The sequence below is a fragment of the Phenylobacterium sp. genome, assembly GCF_030693405.1.
In the GTDB taxonomy this organism is placed as follows: Bacteria; Pseudomonadota; Alphaproteobacteria; order Caulobacterales; family Caulobacteraceae; genus Phenylobacterium.
In genome coordinates, this window is sequence record NZ_JAUYAW010000009.1 from 58963 (window position 1) to 81811 (window position 22849).

A 22849-nucleotide genomic window follows, 5' to 3' on the forward strand; every position below is an offset into this window, starting at 1 on the left:
GCAACAGGGCGCAAAGCAAAAGGGCCGCCCCGGAGGGCGGCCCTTCATCGAAAACGCCGAGGCGTTCGCGAATGGCTTATTGAGCCGGGGCTTCAGCCGGGGCGGCAGCGGCGTCAGCGGCCGGGGCCATGGCGTCGGCAGCAGCTTCACCAGCGGCGTCGGCAGCGGCGTCGGCGGTCGCGGCGGCGTCAACGGCCGTGTCGGCGGCGGCTTCGGCGGTCGCGGCTTCGGTGGTGGCTTCCGCGGCGGCTTCGTCGGCGGTTTCAGCGGGCTGGCCGCAGGCGGCGACGGAGAGAGCGGCGACGGCGGCGCCGGCAACGAGCAGCTTGCGAAGAATTTCGGAGGTCATGTCCCTGGTCCCCTGGAATGGAGTTGATTGCGCCTGGCGCGGCTGCCGCAATCGGCCCGGGGGCTAAAAGCTTCAGCATCGCTGCGCAGTGCAGGAATATGCCGGTGTTCGCCTCGGGAGCAAGCGCCAAATCACGCCGCCGTGATCACTTTTTTACCCACAGGCTGCGGGCCTTGGTTTTTCAGGGGCCAGGCCCCGGTATCAGGCCTCGGCGGGGATGGCCGAGAGGGCTTCTTCCAGCTCCAGGAAGCTCGGCTGGGCGGCGGACGGCACATTTCCGCGGCCGATTTCCACCGAGATCTGGGCGGCGTTGCCGTGCAGGTGGGCGACGAGCACCGCCTGAATGATCCTGTAGAAGGAGCCCTCCTCCTCGACGACCGCGGTGAGGCGTGACGCAATCGGTCCCACCATGCCATAGGCGAGGAACACGCCCAGGAAAGTGCCACCAGGGCGCCGCCGATCATCCCGCCCAGAACCTCCGGCGGCTCGGTGATCGAGCCCATCGTCTTGATGACCCCAAGCACGGCGGCCACGATCCCCAGGGCCGGCAAGCCATCGGCCATGGTTTGCAGGGCGCCGGCCGGGGCGAGCGCCTCATGGTGGTGCTTTTCGAGCTGCTTCTCCATGGCGTCCTCGACCTGGTGGGGGTCCTCCAGGTTCATAGTCATCATCCGCAAGGTGTCGCAGATGAAGTCCACGGCGAAGTGGTCCTTGGTGATCTTCGGGTAGCGGGAGAAGATCGTGCTCTCACTCGGGTTTTCAATGTGACTTTCCAGGGCGATGACGCCCTTGGACTTCATGGTCTTGGTCAGCAGGAAAAGCAGGGACAAGAGGTCGCGATAGTCGGACGCCTTCCACTTCGGACCTGCAAAGGCCTTGGCGAAGCCCCCCATCACCGCCTTGATCACCCCCATGGAGTTGGCGATCAGGAAGGCGGCGACTGCAGCGCCGAGGATCGCCATCAGCTCATAAGGCAGGGAATACAGGATGATCCCCATTTTCCCGCCCGCGAGGATGTAGCTGCCGAACACCATGGCGAACAGCAGAACCAGGCCGATGATCTGAAACATGGTGGTGAACGGTCCCCGACGAATCCTGCCGGAGCATCGGGGTTAATGTTTAATGGCCGGTGAGCGGCAAACGGAATTTGCCTGCGTGGCCCGGCCGGATTAACAGCGATCAGATGTCAGTCTCGTCCCCCATGCCCGTCGTGCTGCCGAAGCGGTCGTTTGCGATCATCTTCGGCGTGTCCCTGGCGACGGCGATGGGCAATACGGGGCTGATCTCGGTGCTGCCGGCGATCGGCCGCTCCATCGGCATCCCCGACCCCCTGGTGGCGGCGGTCTTCTCGCTGTCAGCGCTGCTGTGGGCCTTTTCCTCGCCCTTCTGGGCGCGGGCGTCGGACCGCTACGGGCGCAAGCCCCTGATGCTGGTCGGCCTGACCGGTTTCATGGTGTCGATGGTCTGCTGCGGCCTCGTGGTGAATGCGGGTCTCCGCCATTGGGCGACGCCCATGGTGATCTTCGTCTTCTTCCTGTTCGCCCGGGCGCTGTTCGGCCTGTTCGGCGCAGCCTCCAACCCGGCCACACAGGCCTATGTGGCCGAGCATACCGCGCCGGAGAAGCGGACCCAGGCCATGTCCAGCCTGGCCGGCGCCTTTGGCCTGGGCACCGTCATCGGTCCGTTCCTGGCGCCCCTGCTGATCCTGCCGTTCCTGGGGCTCTCTGGTCCCCTGTTCGGTTTCGCCCTGATCGCCGCGATCATGCTGATCGTGGTCTACCGCTACCTGCCGGAGAGCCCCTTCGCTGGCGAGACCCGGGCGCGCACCGACGCTGAGGCCGAGGTCCGCAAGGCCAATCCCGGGGTCAAGGAAACGCCCATGTGGCGGGACCCTCGCATCACGCCCTTCCTGATCTATGGCTTCCTGGTCGCCGCCTGCCAGACCGCCCAGGGCCAGACCCTCGGCTTTCTGATCATCGACAAGCTGGCCCTCTCGCCGGCCGCCGCTCAGGGCTTCATCGCGATCGCCATGATGTTCGGCGCCATGGCCGGCCTGCTGGCCCAGTGGGGCATTATCCGCATGTTCGAGATGACCCCGCGCCAGCTCTTGCGCTGGGGGGTCGCCGTGGCGGCGGTGGGCAATGTGATCGTGGCGCTTTCGCCCAACTACTGGGCGGTGGTCATGGGCTACGCCATCGCCAGCCTGGGCTTTGGCTTCGCCCGCCCGGGCTTTACGGCGGGGTCGTCCCTGGCGGTGAACATGGGCGAACAGGCGCGGGTCGCTGGCGCCATCGCCGCGGTGAACGGCGTCAATGTGGTGCTGGCCCCGTTCTTCGTCTGGCTCTATCAGCTGATCGCCTGGGCGCCCTTTGCGCTGAACGCCGCCATTATGGTGGGCCTGCTCTACTACGCCTTCCGCAATCCGCAGCTGCGCAACGCCGATCCCCAGCCGGCGACCCGCGCCGATGCGGCCATGGCCACGCTGGATCGGCGCGACGAGTCCGGCCAGTAGGGAACGCGCTCAAGTCGTTGAGCTTAGCGCCGGATCAGGGCTGGCCCGCGGCCTCGGCGCGCAGGCGCCGCACCATCTCCAGAGACAGATAGCCGTCGGCCACCAGGCCGCGACTGGCCTGATAGGCCCGCAGGGCCTTGCGGGTGTTGGTCCCGACAATGCCGTCCGGCGCCCCGGGATCGAAGCCCAGAACGGCCAGGGCGCGCTGGGCGTCGCTACGGTCGGTGAGGGCCAGCGGGGTTTCCTGCGGCCAGTCACGCACCAACTGTCCCTCGCCGCCCAGGCGCTGCGCCAGCAGGCCGACGCCGAGCGCATAGGCGGTGGAGTTGTTGTAGCGGCGGATCATGAAATGGTTGTGGAAGGCCAGGAACAGCGGCCCCCCGGCCCCCGACGGGGCGATCAGCTCGGCCGGCGCCTGCTGGTCGGCCGCTGAGAACGGGCGCCCATCGGCGGTGCGGATTCCCCGCTCGGCCCACCAGGCGGGGATCTCCCGCGGCCCTTCGGTCAGGGCGTAGTCGAAGCCCCCGGGCGCGATCACCTCCCGGTGCCAGCTCTCCCCGCGCCGCCAACCGGCCTTGGCCAGCAGGTTGGCGGCGGACGCCAGAGCGTCCGGCGCCGAGTTCCAGAGGTCGCGGCGGCCGTCGCCGTCGCCGTCGATGGCGGTGGCCAGGAAGGTGGTCGGAATGAACTGGGTCTGGCCCATGGCGCCGGCCCAGGAGCCCACCAGGCGTGAGCGGGGAAATTCCCCCGAGCCGATGATCTTCAGCGCCGCCATCAGCTGGTCCTCGGCGAACTCCCGCCGCCGGCCATCGGCCGCCAGGGTCGCCATGGCGCGGATCACATCGAAGTCGCCCAAAATGGCGCCGAAGCCGGATTCCAGGCCCCAGATCGCCACCAGGATGTTCTGCGGAACCCCGTGCCGGGCCTCGATCTGGCTGAGCGCGGGCAGGGCGTCCCGACGCCGGCGGCCGATGGCGATGCGATCATCGGTGACCACGCCACGGATGTAGTCGCTGACCGGGCGGGAAAACTCAGGCTGGCGAGAATCCAGCGCCGAGATGCGGTCATTGGGGGTAAGGCCGGCCAGCTCCCGATCGAGCAGGTCCGACGGCAGGCCTGCCCGGACGGCCTTGATGTAGAAGCTCCGCAGCCAGGCGTCGAAGGTCGGGCTTCCCGAGGGCGCCAGGGGGATCACCGGCTCGGGGTTGTGAGGGGTCGGCGCAGCCGGACCCAGGGCCAGCTGCGGCGTCAGGCCCGTCGCCGGGTCGGCGCAGCCGGCCACGACGAGTACGAGGAAGGAGCGTCGATCCATCATCGAACCATAGGGGTCCTGGCTGCGGGCCTCAATCGCCATGAGGCGGGGGCCGAATGAAAAGCCCCGGACCTTGAGGGGCCCGGGGCTTTAAGGTGCTGCAGCCAGGTCGGTGGGGGGGATCACGACCTGACCGGCGCAGGAAGAATGCCCGCCGGGGCCGGGAGTTCCGGAAGACCGAAAAAGAACGCGAATCTCCGAATAAGAATTAGTCGCAATTGTGTTGCGGGGCGTTCTCGGCCTTGTTACTGCGACCCAATCTCAAGTTCGGGGTTTCTTCCATGTCCGGTTTCCAGCGCGCCGCGCGCCGTCGTCTCTTCGCCACCGCCCTGGGTCTGACCTTGGGCGCCGCTGCTGCGGCCAGCGCTCAGACCCCCAGCGCCGCCGATCAGGCCAGCGATGTGGTGGACGTCGATCAGCTGGTGGTCACCGCCTCGGCCTTCGAGCGCAAGATTGTCGATGCCCCGGCCTCGATCAGCGTGATTTCCCGTGAGGCGCTGCAGACCAAGCGCTTTTCCAGCCTCGCCGAGGCCCTGGCGGACGTGGAGGGCGTCGATGTGGGCGACGGCGTCGGCAAGACCGGCGGTCTGAACATTTCCATCCGCGGCATGCCCAGCGACTACACCCTGGTTCTGGTCGATGGCCGCCGTCAGAACGCGGCGGGCAATGTCACCCCCAACGGCTTTGGCGAAACCTCCACCAGCTTCATGCCGCCCACCTCGGCCATCGAGCGGATCGAGGTGGTGCGCGGCCCGATGTCGACCCTCCATGGCTCCGACGCCATGGGCGGCGTGGTCAACATCATCACCCGGCGCATCGGCGATCGCTGGCGGGCGGCCACCACGGTCCAGGGAACCCTGCAGAGCGACGACCAGTTCGGCGCCACCTACGGCGCGGAGGCCTATGTGGACGGCCCGATCGTCGCTGATGTCCTGGGACTCGCCCTGCGCGGCAGCGTCTTCAAGCGCGAGGCCTCCGACCTGTCCTTTGTGAACGCCATCGGTCAGCCCGTCGAAATCTCCAAGCGGGGGCCAAGCCCCGTCGAGGCCGATGTCTGGACCATCGGCGGACGGCTGAGCTTCGCCCCGGCGGCCGAACACGACCTCTGGCTCGACATCGATGTGGCCGAGCAGACCTATGACAATGCCGAGAGCCAGCTGGGCACCGGGACGGTCCAGGGCGGCTATGGCCCGGAGCTGCGCTTCGAACGCGAGCAGTACGGCTTGGCCCACGACTGGCGTTCGCCCATTGGCCTGATCACCTCGGACCTGGTGCGCAACACCACCACCACCATCGGCCGCACCATTCCGCCTGGCACGCCTGGCAAGACCGCTGGCGATCCCCGCACCCTGGAAGCGACCAATACGATCTTCAACACGCGTCTCGCCACCGAGATTGGCCGTCACGCCTTCACGGTCGGTGGTCAGTGGTGGGAGGCCGAGATGGTCGATGGCGTGGCCGTCGACACCTATGAGCACACTCAGTGGGCGGTGTTCGCCGAGGACGAATGGCGGCTTGCGGACAATCTGGCCCTCACGGTCGGCGTCCGGCACGACGACCACTCCAAGTTCGGCGGACAGACCAGCCCGAGGGCCTATCTCGTCTGGACGGCCAGCGAGGCCTGGACCGTGAAGGGCGGGGTGAGCCGGGGGTTCAAGACCCCCCGCCTTGACCAGATCGCCTCGGGCATCACCGGCTTCACCGCCCAGGGTACGGTTCCGACCATCGGAACCCCGACCCTGCAGCCGGAAACCAGCACTACGGCCGAAATCGGCGTCTATTTCGACAATGGCGCCGGCTTCAGCGCCAATCTGACGGTGTTCAACAGCGAGTTCGAAGACAAGATCGCCTCGGGTCCCGGCCTGCCCAACTGTTCGTTCGCCGGCAGCCCCAATCGCCCCGGCTGCGTGAACTATGGGAGCTTCCCGCGGGTCGATCTCTATGGCCAGACGGTGAACATCGACGAGGCGGTGACCCGCGGCGTCGAGGCGGCCGGCCGCTACGCCCTGAACGAGGCCTGGACCGTTTCAGCCAACTACACCTACACCGACAGCGAGCAGAAGAGTGGCCCAGCCGCCGGCCAGCCCCTGGTCAATACGCCCGAGCACATGCTGAACGGCTCGGTTCGCTGGCGGGCCACCGACAAGCTGAACGCCTGGGTCCGGAGCGAGGTGCGCTCCGACCGCTACCGCGGCGCGGGCGCCGCCCAGACCGCTTTGGGGGACTACAAGGGCTACGCCCTCTTCCACCTGGGGGGTAGCTATCAGGTGGCCGACAAGGTCCGGATCAATGCCACCATCTACAATCTGTTTGACCAGGACTTCCTGGACTACCTGCCCTATGCCAGCGGCGCGACCACGGCCTATGCCGGGGAATACGCCATCCAGCAGGAGCCCCGTCGGCTCTGGGTGTCGGTGAATGTCGACTTCTGAGCAGGTCAGCCTCGGGACGGCGCCTGCCGGGGCTGAGGCCGCCCAGGCCCGGGCGCTCGCCAAGCGCAAGGCGCAGCGGCGCGCAGGCTTCCTGCGCCAGATTCTGCGCTGGCATTGGATCAGTGCGGCCATCTGCCTGATCGGCATGCTGCTGTTTGCGATCACCGGCATCACCCTGAACCATGCCGGGTCGATCCCGGCCACGCCGCGGGTGACCGAGCGAACAGCTGACCTGCCCGCTGACCTGCTTCCCCTGGTTCAGGCCGCCGAGGCGGAGGAGGCGCCGCTGCCCCAGCCTGTACGGGCCTGGATCGGCGAGGCGCTGAAGGTGCGGGTGCCGGCTGACGCCCAGCCGGAGTGGTCGCCGGGCGAGCTCTATCTCGCCCTGCCGCGCCCCGGCGGCGACGCCTGGCTGACCCTCGACACCGCTGTGGGCGAGGCGATCTACGAACGCACCGACCGGGGCGTGGTCGCCTACCTCAACGACCTGCACAAGGGCCGAAACACCGGAACGGCCTGGATGTGGTTCCTCGACATCTTCGCCGTCGGCTGCGTGGTCTTCTGCGTCACCGGCCTGATCCTCCTGCAGCTCCACGCCCACGCCCGCCGGTCCACCTGGCCCCTCGTGGGGGCAGGCCTGGTCATCCCCCTGCTGCTCGCCCTGCTCTTCATCCACTGACGAGATCGCCCCCATGCGCCGACTTGCTTCCGCCGCCGTTCTCACCGGTCTCATGACCTCGCCGGCCGCCGCCGCCGAGCTGAACCTTACGGTGGAAATCCCGCGCCTCTCGGTGGCCGAGTACCACAACCCCTATGTGGCCATCTGGGTGGAGACGCCCGACCAGACGGCGGTGAAGACGCTCGCGGTCTGGTACGACTTCAAGCTGAAGAACCAGGAAGGCGAGACCTGGCTGAAGGATATGCGCCAGTGGTGGCGCCGGGCCGGCCGCGCCATGGACCTGCCCGCCGATGGGATCAGCGGCGCCACCAAAGCGCCCGGCCGTCATCAGGTGAAGTTCGTCGGCGGCAAGGCGCCGCTGGGGACCCTGCCAGCGGGTCAGTACAATCTGGTGGTCGAGGCCGCCCGGGAAGTCGGCGGCCGGGAAATGGTCCGCATCCCCTTCCAATGGCCGCCCAAGGCCCCCGCGACTGGCCACGCCAAGGGGTCGAGCGAACTCGGCGCCGTGGCGCTGACCCTGAAGCCCTGAACCCATCCGAGACCGGAGAGACGCGCCATGAAGACCCTGCTTCGCCCCCTCTGCGCCGCTGCGGCGCTCACCGCCATGCTGGCCGCCCCCATGGCCGCCCACGCCCACCGGCAATGGCTGCTGCCGTCCATGACGGTGCTGTCGGGGACCGATCCCTGGATCACGGTCGACGCCGCGGTCTCCAATGACCTGTTCATCTTCGAGCACGTGCCCATGCGCCTGGACGGCCTGGTCATCACCGGTCCCGACGGGGCGGCCGTGACGCACCAGAACGCGGCCACCGGCAAGTACCGCACGACCTTCGACGTGCAGCTCTCCAAGCCCGGCACCTACCGCATCGCCAGCGTCGGCGACGGGGTCATGGCCTCCTACAAGCTGGGCGGCGAGCAGAAGCGCTGGCGCGGGGCGCCTGCCGATCTCGCCACCGCGATTCCCGCCGGCGCCACCGAGGTGAAGATCACCCACTCCCAGCGCCGCATCGAAACCTTCGCCACCGCTGGCGAGCCGACCACGGAGTCGCTCAAGCCCACCGGCCAGGGCCTGGAGCTCGCGCCGGTCACCCACCCCAATGACCTGTTCGCTGGCGAGACGGCCCAGTTCCGGCTGCTGCTGGACGGCGAGCCGGCTGCGGGCGTCGAGGTGGCGGTGATCCGCGGGGGAGGGCGCTACCGCAATGAGCCGGGCGAGATGACCCTGACCACCGCCGCTGACGGCCTGCTGGAGATCACCTGGCCGGAGCCCGGCATGTACTGGATGGAGGCCGAACTGCGGGGCGGCAAGAGCTCCATTGAGGGCGCCGAGCGGATGGCGGTCTATGTGGGCACCCTGGAAGTCCTGCCGGAATAGGGCGCTTGCACGCACCGCCGCCGGGCGCCCGGGTCGCTGTACCTTTAAGTCTCCCGGCGGATCTTGCGCCGCCGCCGGGCGGCCTCGACGTGGAGGCGTCAGGCCTCGCCATGGGCGTGACCTGGACCCTGAAGGCCGTCACCCTGCCAGGCCTGGGGCCAGAGGTCCTGGCCCGCACGGTCCAGGGACGGCTGGACGCCGTGGTGGCGGAGATGAGCCCCTGGGAGCTGTCTTCCCATATCAGCGCCTTCAACCGGGCGCCGGCGGGCGCCTGGCTGGACCTGCCAGAGGGATTCGCTCAGGTCATGACCTGCGCCCTCGAGATGGCCCGCCTCGGCCAAGGGGCCTTCGACCCGACGATCGGCGCGCTCACCGACCTCTGGGGGTTCGGTCCCGCCGGTCCGGTGGAGGCGCCGCCGACTCCCGAATTGATCGAGGCCGCCTTGGCGCGGGCCGGGTGGGAGCGCCTGGCGTTCGAGGCCCAACCGCGGCGCCTGCGGCAGCCTGGGGGCCTGGCGCTGGACCTCTCAGGCATCGCAAAGGGGTTCGGGGTGGATCAGGCCGCCCGCGCCCTGCTGGCCCTGGGCGTCCGCCATTTCCTGCTGGAGGTGGGCGGCGAACTGCGCGGGGAGGGGCTTAAGCCCGACGGCCTGCCCTGGTGGGTGGAGCTGGAGCGGCTGGAGGGCGAGGTCGAGGGCCAGTCGCCTGTGGTGCTGGCGCTCTGCGGCCTGTCGGTGGCCACGTCTGGGGACTACCGACGCTACATTATCCATGAGGGCCGCAGGCTGGCCCATACGCTCGATCCCCGCACCGGCCGTCCCAGCGAGCGCGGCGTGGCCTGTGTGAACGTGCTGGGCCCTGAGGCCATGCGCGCCGACGCCTGGTGCACCCTGTTGTCGGTGGTGGGAGCAGAAGAGGGCCTGGCGCTCTGCGCGGCCCACGGCATTCCGGCGCGGTTTATGGTCCATACCAAAAAGGGCCTGGAAGAGCGGCTTTCGCCAGCCTTCCAGGCTCTTCTCGACGACTAGAGGAAGCCGGCTAGACCAGTTCGGACGGCTTGATCCCCAGCTCCTTGAGCAGGGGCTCGGCATAGTCCACCCGGCCGGTCATGGTCTTCGCATCGGCCTTGGCCAGCTGATAGACTGCCTCGGCGATGAACTCGATGGGCTGCACCCGGTCCTTGGTCTGTTCGTTGATCAGGCCGTGGACGGCGACGCCAGGGGTGTCCACGAGGCCCGGGGAGACCACATTGACCGCAATCCCGTCCCCCTGGACCTCAGACGCCAGGCCGGTGGTGAACCGCTCAAGCGCGGCCTTGCACAGGCCATAGACCGTGCCGCCGCGGCCGCCGCTATAGGGTTGCTTCGGGTGAATGCCGGCCGGGGATGAGATGTTGACGATAGAGCCCCAGCCCTTGGCGCGCATGCCGGGCATGACCAGCTGGGCCAGGTGGAAGGGCGCATAGACCTGCACCTCCATCATCAGCTTGAAGCGCTTTTCGGTGAAGTCCTGGACCGGCATGAAATAGGTGATGGCGGCGTTGTTGATCAGGATGTCGATGGGGCCGAAGGCGGCCTCGGCCTCCTCCACCAGCCGTTCGCGCTCAGAGGCCTGGGCCAGGTCGGCCTTGACCAGGACGGCCTCGGCGCCGGCGGCCTTCAGGCGCTCGACCGTATGGGCCAGCGTGCCGGGCAGGCGGCTCTCGCCTTCCTGGGCGGTGCGGGCCGAGACGACGACCCTGGCGCCCTCCATGGCCAGGCGCGCGGCGATGGCCTCGCCGATGCCCCGGCTGGCCCCGGTGACCAGGGCTGTCTTGCCCTTCAGGGTTCCGTTCGGATTAATGGTCGCAGACATAATGAATGATCCTCCCATGACTTTTTTCTTATGGGAGGAAGCCTCGCGCCTTTGGGCCAGCGCCGCAAGCCAGACCGGACGATAGCCCCACGCCCCGTTGACTCCGCAAGGCGTGGCCCGTATATGCGCCGGCTCTGTTGGTAACCCTCTGAAGGACGGCGCGCGGCGACGCGCGATGACAAGCTCATGAAGGTCAGAAGCTCGCTGAAGTCGCTGAAGACGCGCCACCGCGACTGCAAGCTCGTTCGCCGCAAGGGCGTGGTCTACGTCATCAACAAGACGGACCCGCGCTTCAAAGCCAAGCAGGGCTAAGCGCGGCCGGCGCCCGGAGATGCCCAAGGCGGTTCTCTGGGATATCGGCAATGTCGTGGTCCGCTGGGATCCACGCACGCTCTATGCGAAGATTTTTCAGGAACCGGCCGAACTGGACCGGTTCCTTTCGCATGTCTGCACCATGGTCTGGCACGTGAACCACGACCTGGGCGTCACCTTCGCAGAAAACCGCAAAGGCCTGATCGAGCGCTTTCCCGAGTACGAGGCGGAGATCCGCGCCTGGGAGAGCCGGTGGTGGGAGATGTTCTCCGGAACCATCCCGCAGACCGAACAGGCCATCGAGGCCCTGCACGCGGCCGGCGTGCCGCAGTTTGGCCTGACCAACATGTCCCACGAGGTGTTCGACGGGGTCATCGCCATGAGCCCGGCCTTTGCGCGGCTGGAAGGCTATGTGGTTTCGGCCGAAGAAAAGCTGATCAAGCCTGACCCGCGCATCTACGCCATCGCCTGCGAGCGGTTCGGCCACGCGGCTGGCGACATCCTGTTCGTGGACGACAGCGCGGCCAATATCGCCGCGGCCCAGGCCTTTGGCCTGCAGACCCACCACTTCACCGACCCGGCCGCCCTTCGCCCGGCCCTTGAGGCCCACGGCCTACTCTGAGGACCTGTGTCCTCCGGGCCCCAAACCGGCCTCTGACGGATTTCGTTCGGCGCGGATGCGCGGTAGGGTCCGCCGCTTCAAACCATCCCTCGACTCGGAAGACGCGTTTCCCATGGCTGACGACAGCGCCCACATCGACATCCTCAACACCACCGCTCAGGGGCAGCTGAAGAGCATCATCGAACGCATTGAACGCCTGGAGCTGGAAAAGTCCGAGATCGCCGAACAGATCAAGGAAGTCTTCGCCGAGGCCAAGGGCAACGGCTTCGACGTCAAGGTGCTGCGCAAGGTGGTCCGCCTGCGCAAACAGGACCGCGCCAAGCGGCAGGAGGAAGAGGCCATCCTCGACCTCTATCTCTCGGCGCTCGGAGAGATTTGAAGCGCAAGGCTCCCCCAGATCCAAGGGCCCAGGCCAAGCGGGCCGCGCTGAACGCGCTCAAGCGCGCCCGGCGTGAGGCCGCGCGCACCGGCGTGGAGCTCTCCGAATGGGAGGGCGAATTCCTGGGTTCGGTGGAAGACCGGGTGAAGACCTACGGGCGGGCCTTCGGCGACCCTGAAAAGGGCGCGCCGGGCCAGGCGCTCTCAGCCCTGCAGCACCGCAAGCTCAAGGAAATCTCGGCCAAGGCCAAGGGCGAGAAAAAGCCCATGGTCAGGCGAGGCTTCGGCCGTAAGCCGCGTGATACTGAGGATTCAGAAGAGTAGGACGTCGGCGCGTCCTGCCCCCACGCCGTCATCCTGGGCCTTGTGCCCAGGATCCCTCGCGACGCTTGTGCCTGCCCCCGACAGGGATGCTCGGCACAAGGCCGAGCATGACGAGATCGGGGATTTCGAGGCCCCGTCTCAGGCCGCCTCAGTCTCGCTGTCGTCGGCGCCGCCGATCACCCCATCCAGGCCCTGTTCGCGGACCTTGCGGTAGAGGGTGGAGCGGCCGATCCCTAAGCGCCGGGCGACCTCGCTCATGTGGCCGGCATAGATTTCGATGGCCAGCTGGATCAGGTCGCGCTCGATGTCCTCCAGCGTGCGCAGGTGGCCGCGCTCATCCAGGATCCGCACCGGGGCGTCCTTGGGCAGTTCGGCCATCAGTTCGCGGGCGGCCTGGGGCGAGATGGCCGCAGCGGCCAGGGGGGCGGGCTCGGTCTCCGGCGGCGGCGCGACCACGCCAGAGATGGCCGGGAAGTCGAAGGGCTGCAGATAGGGCGAATCCGACAGGACGATGGCCCGATAGACCGCGTTCTCCAGCTGGCGGACATTGCCTGGCCAGTCGTGGGTCATTAGGTGCTGCAGGGTCTCGGGCGCGCAGCCCACCACCTTCTTGCCCTCCTCCACATTGAAGCGGCGGATGAAGTGCTCGACCAGGGCCGGGATGTCGTCCTTGCGCTCGCGCAGGGCGGGCGCTTCGATCGGGAAGACGTTGAGGCGATAGAACAGGTCCTCGCGGAACCGCCCTTCGGCCACGGCCAGGGAGAGATCGCGGTTGGTGGCCGAGACGATGCGGACATCGACCTTCACCGAGCGCTTTGACCCCACCGGATCGATCTCGCTCTCCTGCAGGGCGCGCAGCAGCTTGACCTGCATGTCCAGCGGCAGTTCGCCCACCTCGTCAAGGAACAGGGTGCCGCCATTGGCCTCCTGGAACTTGCCCAGATGCTTGTCCGTGGCCCCGGTGAAGCTGCCCTTTTCGTGGCCGAACAGGATGGATTCCACCAGGTTCTCGGGTAGGGCGCCGCAGTTGACGGCGACGAAGGGCTTGCCGGCCCGGTCCGAAGCGCCGTGCAGGGCCCGGGCGATGACCTCCTTGCCGACGCCGCTTTCCCCGGTGATCAGGATCGGGATGGTCGACTTGGCCGCCCGCTCGCCCATGCGCTTGACCAGGGTCATCGGCGCTGACGACCCCACCATGTCGGCGAAGGTGAAGCGGCCGGTCTTGTGCTTTTTCAGGCGGTCCACCTCGCCGCGCAAGTCGCCCATGGAGAGCGCATTGCGGATGGAGACGATGATCCGTTCCGGGCTGGCCGGCTTGACGAAGAAGTCGCAGGCGCCGGCCTGCATGGCCTGGACGACTGTGTCGATGCTGCCCTGGGCCGTGACCACGATCACCGGCTGATGGAAGCCGCGGGCGCGCATCTCCTTCAGGGTGTCCTGACCCGAAAGGCGGGGCATGACCAGGTCCAGCAGGATCAGGTCGACCCGGGCGCCGGCCATCAGATGGGCGATGGCCGCATCGCCGGACTCGGCATGCGCCACGGCGAAGCCTTCGCGCTCCAGGACCGCCTGGATCAGCCTGCGCTGGGTCGGATCATCATCGACGACAAGGACCATCTTGGTCATTTGAAGACACCACCTGTACCGGACGCCCACCTCTCCGGGCGGGGCTCATTTGTCACGGATTGATACAGGTCGCCGGTAAAGGCGGGGTTTCGCAGACCTGAGTCAGGGGTTAACGGCCAAGGCTTGACCATGGGCCACCGCGGGTCCCTGATGAACCTCCCTGGGGAGGGACCGATCATGTTCGTGGGCCACTACGCCGCCGCCATCGCCGCCAAGGCGGTCGAGCCCCGCGGGCCGCTCTGGGCCTATGCGCTGGCGGCCCAGCTGGTGGATGTGGGCTGGGGCGCCCTGATCATCACCGGGGTGGAGCGATTCTCCGTCGATCCGGACCTGCCCGGCAGCGCCCTGGTGCTCGAGCACATGCCCTACACCCATTCCCTGCCCGCCGCGGCCGCCTGGTCGGTGCTGGGCGCCCTCGCCGCGCGGCTCGTCCTGCGCCTGCCCTGGGCGGCGGCGGGGATGGTGGGGGCTGTGGTCTTCTCCCACTGGCTGCTGGATTTTCTGGTCCACCGTCCCGATCTCGCCCTGTGGTTCGGCGGGCCCAAGGTGGGCCTTGGCCTGTGGGACTATCCCGTGCCGGAACAGGCCGTCGAGATCGGCCTGATCGCCATGGCCGGCGCCGCCTGGGCCTGGAGCCGCGGCCGCCAGGGTCTGGGGCCTATCGCCGCCCCAGCGTTCATCGGCTTTCTCGTCGCCCTGCAGATCATCGCCATGCTGCTGCCGGCCGATGGAAACCCGGTGGGGACGGGCGTCTCGGCCATCGGCGCCTTCCTCGCCGTGACCCTGGCGGCCGCCTTCGCCGACCGGCCGGCCCGAAGGTCATCCCACTAAGGCCAGGATTGCGAGACCGCCCGAGGGGGCCATACTGAATCTCAAAAGGCCGGACACACGGCCAGGCCGGGGAGGGCCGCCATGAAACTCAAGTTCACCCTGATCGCGCTCGCCTGCGCCGGTCTGCTCAGCGCCTGCCAGGAGGGAGGCGGCCCCAAGGACGTGGATCAGGCCCGCCTGGAAGCCGCCGAGACCAACGCCGAATGGCTCTCCTATGGCCGCTCCTATTCCGAGCAGCGGTTCAGTCCGCTCACCCAGATCAACACCGAATCGGTTGGGGAGCTGGGCCTGGCCTGGTCCTACGAGTTCGACACCGACCGCGGCCAGGAGGCCACGCCGATCATCAAGGATGGCGTGCTCTACACCACCACGGCCTGGTCCAAGGTCTATGCGTTTGACGCCGCCACCGGCGCGCTGAAATGGTCCTACGACCCCAAGGTGGCCGGCGAAAAGGCCTTCGACGCCTGCTGCGACGTGGTCAATCGCGGGGTCGCGGTCTGGGGCGGCAAGGTCTATGTGGGCGCCCTCGATGGCCGCCTGATCGCACTGGACGCCGACACCGGCGCAGAGGCCTGGTCGGTCCAGACCACCGACACCGCCAAGCCCTACACCATCACCGGGGCGCCCCGGGTGGTGAAAGGCAAGGTGCTGATCGGCAATGGCGGCGCGGAATACGGGGTGCGCGGCTATCTGTCGGCCTATGACGCCGAGACCGGCGCCCTGGTCTGGCGGTTCTTCACCGCCCCCAATCCTGATGGCCAGCCGGACGGCGCGGCGTCTGACGCCATCCTGGCGGAGAAGGCCGCGGGCACCTGGTTCGGCGAAGGCTGGAAGGCCACCGGCGGCGGCGCCACGGTCTGGGACTCCATGGCCTACGACCCCAAGCTCGACCTGCTCTATGTGGGCGTCGGCAACGGCACGCCCTGGAACCACGAGAAGCGGTCGGACGGGAAGGGCGACAACCTGTTTGTCTCCTCGATCCTGGCGCTCAAGCCCGACACCGGCCAGTACGTCTGGCACTACCAGACCACGCCTGGCGAGAGCTGGGACTATACGGCCACCCAGCACATCATCCTGTCGGACCTGACCATCGCGGGCCAGACCCGCCAGGTGCTGATGCAGGCGCCCAAGAACGGATTCTTCTATGTGCTGGACCGGGCCACGGGCGAGCTGATCTCGGCTGAGCCCTATGTGCCGATCACCTGGGCCACCGGCGTCGACAAGGCCACCGGCCGTCCGATCGAGGCGCCCGGCGCCCGCTATCGCGAGGCGCCCTCACTCCAGATCCCTGCGCCGTTTGGGGCCCACAACTGGCATCCCATGGCCTTCAACCCCCAGACGGGACTCGTGTATATCCCGGCCCAGGTGGTGCCCTTCGCCTATGTGAATGACGCCAATTATCGCCATCAGCCCGGCGCCTGGAACGTCGGCACGGACTTCCTGGCCAACGCCCTGCCCGATGACGCCGCTCAGCTGGCGGGTCTGAAGGCCATGGTGAAGGGGCAGCTGATCGCCTGGGACCCGGTGGCCCAGAAGGCGCGCTGGACCGTCGAACATCCCTTCTTCTGGAACGCCGGCGTCCTGACCACGGCCGGCGGTCTCGTCTTCCAAGGGGCCGCCGAGGGGACCTTCTCGGCCTATGACGCGGCCACCGGGACTAAGCTCTGGTCCTATGAGACGGTGAACGGGGTGATCGCCCCGCCCTCGACCTATGAGATCGACGGCGAGCAGTATGTGGCCCTGATGGTCGGCTATGGCGGCGCCGGCGCCCTGTCCTCGCCAGCCCTTTTGCCCGACCGCTCGCGCCTGCCTGGCCGTCTGCTGGTCTTCAAGCTGGGGGGAACCGCCACCGCGCCGGCCTATGATCTTCCCGAGGTCGAGCCGCTCGACCTCACGGGGGTGAGCTCCCGCGGGAACGCCCAGGCGGGCTTTGCGAGCTTCCAGCAGTATTGCCAGGTCTGCCATGGGGCCAACGCCTCGGGCCGCTACCTGCCGGACCTGAAACGCTCGCAGATGCTGCTGTCGGCGGAAAACTGGTCGTCGGTGGTCATCGACGGGGCCCTGGCGCCCCGCGGCATGGCCAGCTTCTCCCGCTTCCTGTCGCCCACCGAGGCCGAGAACATCCGCGCCTATGTGCTGGCCGAGGCTAGGAAGGGGCCGACCCCGTCCCCGGCTGTGGCTGGGGCGAAATAGGGCGCGCGGCGAGGGGAACGGCCATCCTGGGCGCAGGACCCAGGAGCGCCTGACTAGCCGCTAGGTGGGGTCGCGCAGGGCCGCCTCGAACTGCTCAGCGATCCAGTCGGCCTGGGCCGGGGTCAGCACCAGGGGCGGGGCGATGCGGATGGTGTGCTCGTGGGTCTCCTTGCACAGCAGGCCGCGCCGCTGGAGGTTCTCGCAGACCCGACGGGCGCCGCCGGCCTCGGCATGCAGCTCGACGGCCAGCATCAGGCCCCGGCCGCGGACCTGCTTGATGGCGTCGTGGCGGATGGAGGCCAGGGACGCCTGCAGGCGGTCGCCAACGCGGGCGGCGTTGCCGATCATGTCTTCTTCCACCAGCACCCTAAGGGCGGCGCGGGCCACGGCGCAGGCGAGCGGATTGCCGCCGAAGGTGGAGCCGTGCTCGCCTGGCTTCAGCACCCCCAGCACCGCATCGTTCGAAAGCACGGCCGAGACCGGGTAGAAGCCGCCCGACAGCGCCTTGCCCACCAGGGTGAGGTCGGCCTCGATGCCTTCGTGCTCCTCGGCCAGCAGCCTGCCCGTGCGGCCGAGACCCGTCTGGATCTCGTCCAGGATCAGGATGACGTCATGGCGGGTGCAGAGCTCGCGGGCGGTCTTCAGATATCCGGCCGGCGGGATGATGACGCCCGCCTCGCCCTGGATCGGCTCGACCAGGACCGCGACGGTGTTGGGGGTAATGGCCGCTTCCAGAGCCGACGCATCGCCGAAGGGGACGACCTTGAAGCCCGGGGCGAAGGGGCCGAAGCCGCCGCGGGCCTGCTCATCGGTGGAGAAGCCGACAATGGCCAGGGTCCGGCCGTGGAAGTTCTCCGAGCAGACAATGATCTCGGCCTGGCCGGCCGGCACGCCCTTGACCTCATAACCCCACTTGCGGGCCACCTTCAGGGCGCTTTCCACGGCCTCGGCGCCGGAGTTCATCGGGAGGGCCCGGTGGGAGCCGGTCAGGGCGCAGATCTCCTCATAGAACAGGGCCAGCTGGTCGTTGCGAAAGGCGCGGCTGGTCAGGGTCAGCCTGCCGGCCTGCTCCGTCATGGCCGCCAGGATCTTCGGATGGCAATGGCCCTGATTGACCGCCGAATAGGCCGATAGCCCGTCCAGGTAGCGCTTGTCCTCCACATCCCAGACATAGACCCCCTCGCCGCGGCTCAGCACCACATCGAGCGGTTTGTAGTTGCGGGCCCCCAGCCGCGCCTCGGCGGCGATATAGTCCTGCGGGGTCGACAGGGCGGGGCGATCGAGCACGGCGTGATCGGTCATGGGAGGCCTCATTCAGCCGCCGCAAGCGCGGCTTGGGGGTGGGAGGTGAGATCCAGGCGCAGGGTCATGCAGAAGGCCGCCCCGCCGGACATGATGAAGGGGGAGAGATCGACCTCGACCAGGCGATAGCCCCGGGCCTCCAGGGCCGCCCGCAGGGTCGGCGGCGCCTTGGCCATGATCACGGTCTCGCCCAGGTTCACCGCATTGACGCAGAGCGCCTCGGCGGCGGCCTTGTCGGCCTCGATCAGCAGGTCGGGCGCCACTCGCTCGCGCAGGGTCTTCAGGGCCTGCTCGGTGAAGGCCGGCGGGTAGTAGAGGATGTGGCCGCCGTCCAGCGGACGCATGCAGGTGTCCAGGTGATAGAAGTGCGGGGTGGCTAGCTCCAGGGCCACCACCTCCTGGCCGAAGAAGTCCGCATGGGCCTCGAGGCCCGCCAGGGTCGAGCGCTGGCCATGGCCGCCCCAGAACCAGCCGCGGGCGCCATCCCACAGGGCGTCGCCGGCGCCTTCATGCACCACGCCAGGCGGCAGTTCGGCCACCTCGCGCAGTACGCCCCGGTCGCGCAGGGCCTGGAAGGCGGCCAGGAAGGGCGCCTCTTCGCCGCGGCGCTCAGGGTGGGCGAAGCGGGCCATCAGGGCGCGGCCGTCCAGGACGGTGGCGGCATTGGCGGGGAAGACCAGGTCTGGCAGGCCGGCCTCGGCGGGGATCATCTCCACCACCCCGCCGGCCGCCTCAATGGCGTGGCGCAGGGCGTCGGAACCCGCGGCGGCCCGGGCGCAGGCGTTGTCGTCGGCCCGCCAGAGGGCGGGGTCCATCCACGGGTTGATCTGGTAGCACACCTCGAAATGGGCCGGATCGGTCATCAGATAGTGCGGGGTCGCCATGCGCGCCTCCCTCGGAATGTCACGGTTGCATCCGAGGATGAGGCGCGGCGGTGATAGCGAAAAGGCGCAGGACTTGTAGGATGTGCGGATCGTTCTGCCGATATGGCGCCCTGGAGTGACGATCTGCCATGGATGAAACCGACCGCCAGCTCCTGACCCTGCTGCGCGCCGACGCCCGCGCCTCGGTGGCGAGCCTGGCCGAGCGCCTGAAGGTCTCCCGCGGCACGGTGCAGAACCGGATCGACAGGATGCGCCAGCGCGGCGTGATCCAGGGCTTCACCGTGCGCACCCGCCCCGATGTGGAGGCCCAGCGAGTGCGGGCGGTCATGACCATCTCGGTGGAGGGCGAGGGCGGTCCGCGGGTGGTGCGCGCCCTTCAGGGCTTCGCCGAGGTGGTGGCGGTCCACACCACCAACGGCCGCTGGGACCTGGTGGCCGAGCTGGACACCGACAGCCTGGCCGCCTTCAGCGCGGCCCTGGACGAGATCCGTTGCATCCCCGGCATCGCCGCCACCGAGACCTCGATCCTGCTGGCGACGACCCGCCTGTAGATTCTTGGACCAAGGGGAGGTGGCGGCCGGCGCTTGGCGTGCTTAGATCGCCCCCATGAACGCACCGCTCAAGACCGACACCCTGCCCGAATGGCGCCTGGATGACCTCTATGCCGGTCGCGACGACCCGCAGATCGAGGCCGACCTGGACAAGGCGCGCAAGGCCGCCGCCGAGCTCCTGACCTATCAGGGCAAGCTGGTGGCCGCCCGTGGCGAGCCCGAAACCCTGGGCCGGCGGCTCGACGAAACCATCGCCCTCTACGAGGTGGGAACCAACGCCCTCTATGGCGTCGGCGCCTATGCCTCCCTGTCGTCGAGCACGGCGCGGGACAATCCGGCCTGGGCCAAGTTCGAGGGCGACTTCCGCACCAAGGCCGCGGTGATCGGCGCCGAGACCCTGTTTTTCACCCTGGAGATCAACCAGCTGGACGAGGCCGAGCTGGACGCGGCCCTGACCGCCCATGCCCCGGCTAGGCGCTGGCTGCCCTGGCTGCGGCGGGTGCGCCTCTCGCGACCCCACGAGCTAAGCGCCGAGCTTGAGCGCCTTATGATCGACCGGGGGCCAGGGGTGGCCAACTGGGTGCGCCTCTATGACGAGACGCTCGCCAAGCTGACCGCCAAGGTCGGCTCCGAAACCCTGACCCTGCCCGAAACGCTCAACCGGCTGTCAGATCCGGATGGCGCGCGCCGCAAACAGGCCGCCCAGGGGCTGGCCAAGGCGCTGGAGGCGCGGACCTCGACGCTGGCGCTGTGCCTCAACACCCTGGCCTACGAAAAGCAGGTGGACGACCGCTGGCGGAAATATCCGAGCCCCGCGGCCTCCCGCCACCTGGCCAACGAGGTGGACGCCGACGCCGTCGAGGCCCTGGTGGAGGCCGTGACCGAAGCCTATCCCGCCGTCAGCCATCGCTATTACGCCCTGAAAGCCAAGGTCATGGGCCGCAAGAGCCTGGACTACTGGGACCGCAACGCCCCCCTCGACGCCGCGGCGCCCCGGACCTACAGCTGGCCCCAGGCCCAGGAGATGGTGCTGGAGTCCTTCTCCGCGCTCGCGCCCCGGTTCGCCGACACCGCCCAGACCTTCTTCACCCAGCCCTGGATCGACGCCCGCCCGCGGGCCGGCAAGCAGTCGGGCGCCTATTCCCATCCGGTCAGCGCCGACCGGCACCCCTATGTGTTCATGAACTATATGGGCGAGCGCCGAGACGTGCTGACGCTCGCCCATGAGCTGGGTCACGCGGTTCACCAGACCCTGTGCGCGCCGCTCGGCACCCTGCTGGCCGACACGCCGCTGACGCTGGCCGAGACCGCCTCGATCTTTGGCGAAGGCCTGGTCTTCGAGCGCCTGATGGCCGGCGCCACCGACGCCGAGCGCCGCGGCCTGCTGGCCGGCAAGATCGAGGACGGGCTGAACACGGTGGTCCGCCAGATCGCCTTCCACAAGTTCGAGACCGCCTTCCACGCCGCCCGCCAGCAGGGCGAGGTCTCCGCCGAGGAGATTTCGGCCATCTGGATGGCGGTGATGGGCGAGAGCCTGGGGCCGGCCATCAAGCTGAACGCCGGCTATGAGCACTACTGGGCCTATGTCAGCCACTTCGCCCACGCCCCCTTCTATGTCTACGCCTACGCGTTCGGCGACCTGCTGGTGCGGGGCCTGATGGAGAAGCGCCGGGAAGATCCGGAGGGCTTTGCGCCGCTCTACGAGGACCTGCTTGCCGCCGGCGGCTCCAAGACCTACGTCGAGGCCCTCGCCCCCTTCGGCCTGAATCCGCGGGAAAAGGCCTTCTGGGCGGCGGGCATGACCCAGCTGGAACGTCTGGTGGACGAGTTCGAGGCCCTGGTCTGATCCTGGGGTGGTGAAGGGGCGAATCTCGCCTCAAGCCTTGTCATTTTTCAAACGGGCGTTAGTCAGCAGGGCATGTCCGATGATCTGACCCCCCTGCAGGCCGCCGTCGTTCCGGACGGCTATGTGATCAACCTCTGGCAGCGCGGCTTCGGCCGCACGGTCGGCCCCTTCTACTCCAAGCGGGACGAGGCCAATAACGAGATCATGGCCTTTCGCGTGGAGGAGCATCACGCCAACGGCATGAACAATTGCCACGGCGGCATGCTGATGAGTTTCGCCGACATGGCCTGGGGCCGGGTGATCTCCAACCAGCGCGAGATCGGCTGGGTGACAGTGCGCCTGACCACCGACTTCCTCTCCGGCGCCCAGATGGGCGACTGGGTCGAGGGCGGCAGCGAGATCGTCTCCGAGCAGGACGACATCTTCACCGTGCGGGGCAAGATCTGGTGCGGCGAGCGGCTGCTGATGACCGGCTCCGGCGTCTTCAAGGGCCTGCGCAACATCAAGCGGACGCCGGGCGATCGCCAGGCGCGGCAGGCCTGAACCCATGACCGATCAGAGCAAGACCACCCCCGCCGTCGCCGCCGCCGAGTTCGATGACGACCGTCCCGTCCCCACCAAGCCTGGGGAGCTGCCGCCGGAAATCCAGGCCCCTCTGGCGCCGTTCAAGGGCGAGAAGCCGCCGGCTCCGGCCTGGTTCGAGGCGGTCATCGCCAAGGCGCCGGAACGCAGCTTCGTCACCTCGATGGGCGCCCAGATCGAGGTGCTGACCTGGGGCGAGGTGGGCAAGCCCGGCCTGCTCCTGGTGCATGGTAACAGCGCCCATGCCGACTGGTGGAGCTTCATCGCCCCCTATCTGGCCGAGGACTATCGGGTGGCGTCGATGTCGCTGGCGGGCATGGGCGCCTCGGACTGGCGCGAAACCTACGCCTTCCAGGATTTCGCCGAAGACGCTGAAGCCGTGGCGCAGGCCACAGGACTCTATGAGGGCGGCCGCAAGCCCATCTATATCGGCCACTCCTTCGGCGGATCGCAGGTCTTCTACGCCGCCAGTCGGCACCCCGAGCGCATGGCCGCCGCCGTCCTCGTCGACACCGGCTTCGGCGGCCCGCCGCCCAAGGAGCGCGAGGAGATGGAGCGCCGCATGGAGCAGGTGCGCAACATCCCCACCGCCGACCGGCCCAAGCGGGTCTACGCGACCCTGGAGCAGGCGCTCGCCCGCTTCCGCTTCATGCCGCCCCAGGCGGCCGGCCATCTGTTCGTCGCCGACTTTATTGCGCGGAAATCCCTGAAGCGCGCGCCGCTGGAGGACGGGTCAGGCGAAGGCTGGACCTGGATGTTCGACCCGGCCATGTGGAACAAGCTCGACCGCAGCGCCATGAACGCCCTGGTCACCGAAGGCCCCCCCAAGGTCGAGGTGCCTGTCGCCCATATTCACGGGGAGCATTCCCCAGTGGTCGCGAGGCG

At 68.3% G+C, this 22849-nt stretch carries 22 protein-coding genes and 1 pseudogene; 16 read left to right on the forward strand and 7 right to left on the reverse strand.

Annotation, left to right across the window (positions count from 1 at the left end; all coding sequences use genetic code 11):
• Window positions 1–76 precede the first annotated feature (76 nt).
• On the reverse strand, window positions 77–349 hold the full coding sequence (locus Q8N19_RS01255; protein WP_305587832.1) for a hypothetical protein: 273 nt from the start codon (window positions 347–349) through the stop codon (window positions 77–79).
• Window positions 350–550: 201 nt separating this feature from the next.
• Window positions 551–1419 (reverse strand): annotated as a pseudogene (gene motA, locus Q8N19_RS01260) (flagellar motor stator protein MotA).
• Window positions 1420–1532: 113 nt separating this feature from the next.
• On the opposite strand from motA, the gene Q8N19_RS01265 reads away from it, so the two are divergent.
• Window positions 1533–2861, forward strand: coding sequence for an MFS transporter (locus tag Q8N19_RS01265; RefSeq protein WP_305587833.1), 1329 nt, complete (start codon window positions 1533–1535; stop codon window positions 2859–2861).
• 34 nt (window positions 2862–2895) lie between these two features.
• Here Q8N19_RS01265 and Q8N19_RS01270 read toward each other — a convergent pair whose 3' ends face one another.
• The gene (locus Q8N19_RS01270; RefSeq protein ID WP_305587834.1) at window positions 2896–4215 is read right to left on the reverse strand and encodes a lytic murein transglycosylase; all 1320 of its coding nucleotides are present in this window, start codon (window positions 4213–4215) and stop codon (window positions 2896–2898) included.
• A gap of 239 nt (window positions 4216–4454) precedes the next feature.
• On the opposite strand from Q8N19_RS01270, the gene Q8N19_RS01275 reads away from it, so the two are divergent.
• Genes Q8N19_RS01275 through Q8N19_RS01295 form a run of 5 tightly spaced genes read left to right on the forward strand, consistent with a single transcriptional unit; the run spans window position 4455 to window position 9687 of the window.
• Complete coding sequence (locus tag Q8N19_RS01275; RefSeq protein WP_305587835.1) at window positions 4455–6605, forward strand: TonB-dependent receptor domain-containing protein; 2151 nt, start codon at window positions 4455–4457, stop codon at window positions 6603–6605.
• Complete coding sequence (locus Q8N19_RS01280; RefSeq protein WP_305587836.1) at window positions 6592–7284, forward strand: PepSY-associated TM helix domain-containing protein; 693 nt, start codon at window positions 6592–6594, stop codon at window positions 7282–7284. The genes Q8N19_RS01275 and Q8N19_RS01280 overlap by 14 nt, the downstream gene beginning before the upstream one ends.
• Before the next feature lie 13 nt (window positions 7285–7297).
• Window positions 7298–7813, forward strand: a complete 516-nt coding sequence (locus tag Q8N19_RS01285) for a DUF2271 domain-containing protein (protein WP_305587837.1) — start codon at window positions 7298–7300, stop codon at window positions 7811–7813.
• Between the two features lie 27 nt (window positions 7814–7840).
• Window positions 7841–8659: a DUF4198 domain-containing protein gene (locus tag Q8N19_RS01290; protein WP_305587838.1), complete on the forward strand. Its 819-nt coding sequence runs from the start codon at window positions 7841–7843 to the stop codon at window positions 8657–8659.
• A 5-nt stretch (window positions 8660–8664) separates the two neighbouring features.
• Entirely contained in the window at window positions 8665–9687 is a 1023-nt protein-coding gene (locus Q8N19_RS01295; protein WP_305587839.1) for an FAD:protein FMN transferase, read from the forward strand.
• A gap of 10 nt (window positions 9688–9697) precedes the next feature.
• Here Q8N19_RS01295 and Q8N19_RS01300 read toward each other — a convergent pair whose 3' ends face one another.
• Window positions 9698–10513 (reverse strand): SDR family NAD(P)-dependent oxidoreductase, encoded by an 816-nt coding sequence (locus Q8N19_RS01300; protein WP_304756375.1) that lies wholly within the window; start codon window positions 10511–10513, stop codon window positions 9698–9700.
• Between the two features lie 186 nt (window positions 10514–10699).
• Here Q8N19_RS01300 and ykgO point away from each other — a divergent pair, with 186 nt between their 5' ends.
• The 4 genes from ykgO to Q8N19_RS01320 all read left to right on the forward strand — a co-directional run bounded on the left by ykgO (window position 10700) and on the right by Q8N19_RS01320 (window position 12149).
• Window positions 10700–10825 (forward strand): type B 50S ribosomal protein L36, encoded by a 126-nt coding sequence (gene ykgO / locus Q8N19_RS01305; protein ID WP_056023006.1) that lies wholly within the window; start codon window positions 10700–10702, stop codon window positions 10823–10825.
• A gap of 19 nt (window positions 10826–10844) precedes the next feature.
• On the forward strand, window positions 10845–11447 hold the full coding sequence (locus Q8N19_RS01310; RefSeq protein WP_305587840.1) for an HAD-IA family hydrolase: 603 nt from the start codon (window positions 10845–10847) through the stop codon (window positions 11445–11447).
• Window positions 11448–11559: 112 nt separating this feature from the next.
• Entirely contained in the window at window positions 11560–11826 is a 267-nt protein-coding gene (locus Q8N19_RS01315; protein ID WP_304712916.1) for a DUF2312 domain-containing protein, read from the forward strand.
• Complete coding sequence (locus Q8N19_RS01320; RefSeq protein ID WP_305587841.1) at window positions 11823–12149, forward strand: hypothetical protein; 327 nt, start codon at window positions 11823–11825, stop codon at window positions 12147–12149. Before Q8N19_RS01315 ends, Q8N19_RS01320 begins: the two co-directional genes overlap by 4 nt.
• Before the next feature lie 138 nt (window positions 12150–12287).
• Here the strand turns inward: Q8N19_RS01320 and Q8N19_RS01325 are convergent, their stop codons facing one another.
• Window positions 12288–13775, reverse strand: coding sequence for a sigma-54 dependent transcriptional regulator (locus Q8N19_RS01325; protein WP_305587842.1), 1488 nt, complete (start codon window positions 13773–13775; stop codon window positions 12288–12290).
• A 150-nt stretch (window positions 13776–13925) separates the two neighbouring features.
• Here Q8N19_RS01325 and Q8N19_RS01330 point away from each other — a divergent pair, with 150 nt between their 5' ends.
• Both Q8N19_RS01330 and Q8N19_RS01335 read left to right on the forward strand, forming a co-directional pair.
• Entirely contained in the window at window positions 13926–14606 is a 681-nt protein-coding gene (locus tag Q8N19_RS01330; RefSeq protein ID WP_305587843.1) for a hypothetical protein, read from the forward strand.
• A gap of 81 nt (window positions 14607–14687) precedes the next feature.
• Window positions 14688–16799, forward strand: a complete 2112-nt coding sequence (locus Q8N19_RS01335) for a PQQ-dependent dehydrogenase, methanol/ethanol family (RefSeq protein ID WP_305587844.1) — start codon at window positions 14688–14690, stop codon at window positions 16797–16799.
• Window positions 16800–16859: 60 nt separating this feature from the next.
• Here Q8N19_RS01335 and rocD read toward each other — a convergent pair whose 3' ends face one another.
• Window positions 16860–18101 carry an ornithine--oxo-acid transaminase gene (rocD, locus tag Q8N19_RS01340; protein ID WP_305587845.1) on the reverse strand — a complete coding sequence of 414 codons (1242 nt, stop codon included), beginning with the start codon at window positions 18099–18101 and terminating at the stop codon, window positions 16860–16862.
• Between the two features lie 8 nt (window positions 18102–18109).
• Window positions 18110–18985 carry a dimethylarginine dimethylaminohydrolase family protein gene (locus Q8N19_RS01345; RefSeq protein ID WP_305587846.1) on the reverse strand — a complete coding sequence of 292 codons (876 nt, stop codon included), beginning with the start codon at window positions 18983–18985 and terminating at the stop codon, window positions 18110–18112.
• A gap of 128 nt (window positions 18986–19113) precedes the next feature.
• On the opposite strand from Q8N19_RS01345, the gene Q8N19_RS01350 reads away from it, so the two are divergent.
• From Q8N19_RS01350 to Q8N19_RS01365, 4 genes are all read left to right on the forward strand, one after another.
• Window positions 19114–19536, forward strand: coding sequence for an Lrp/AsnC family transcriptional regulator (locus Q8N19_RS01350; RefSeq protein WP_305587847.1), 423 nt, complete (start codon window positions 19114–19116; stop codon window positions 19534–19536).
• A gap of 55 nt (window positions 19537–19591) precedes the next feature.
• Window positions 19592–21382: a M3 family oligoendopeptidase gene (locus Q8N19_RS01355; RefSeq protein ID WP_305587848.1), complete on the forward strand. Its 1791-nt coding sequence runs from the start codon at window positions 19592–19594 to the stop codon at window positions 21380–21382.
• A gap of 72 nt (window positions 21383–21454) precedes the next feature.
• Window positions 21455–21925, forward strand: a complete 471-nt coding sequence (locus tag Q8N19_RS01360; RefSeq protein WP_305587849.1) for a PaaI family thioesterase — start codon at window positions 21455–21457, stop codon at window positions 21923–21925.
• A 4-nt stretch (window positions 21926–21929) separates the two neighbouring features.
• Window positions 21930–22849: alpha/beta fold hydrolase (locus Q8N19_RS01365; RefSeq protein ID WP_305587850.1), on the forward strand; the 920-nt coding region annotated here is incomplete at its 3' end.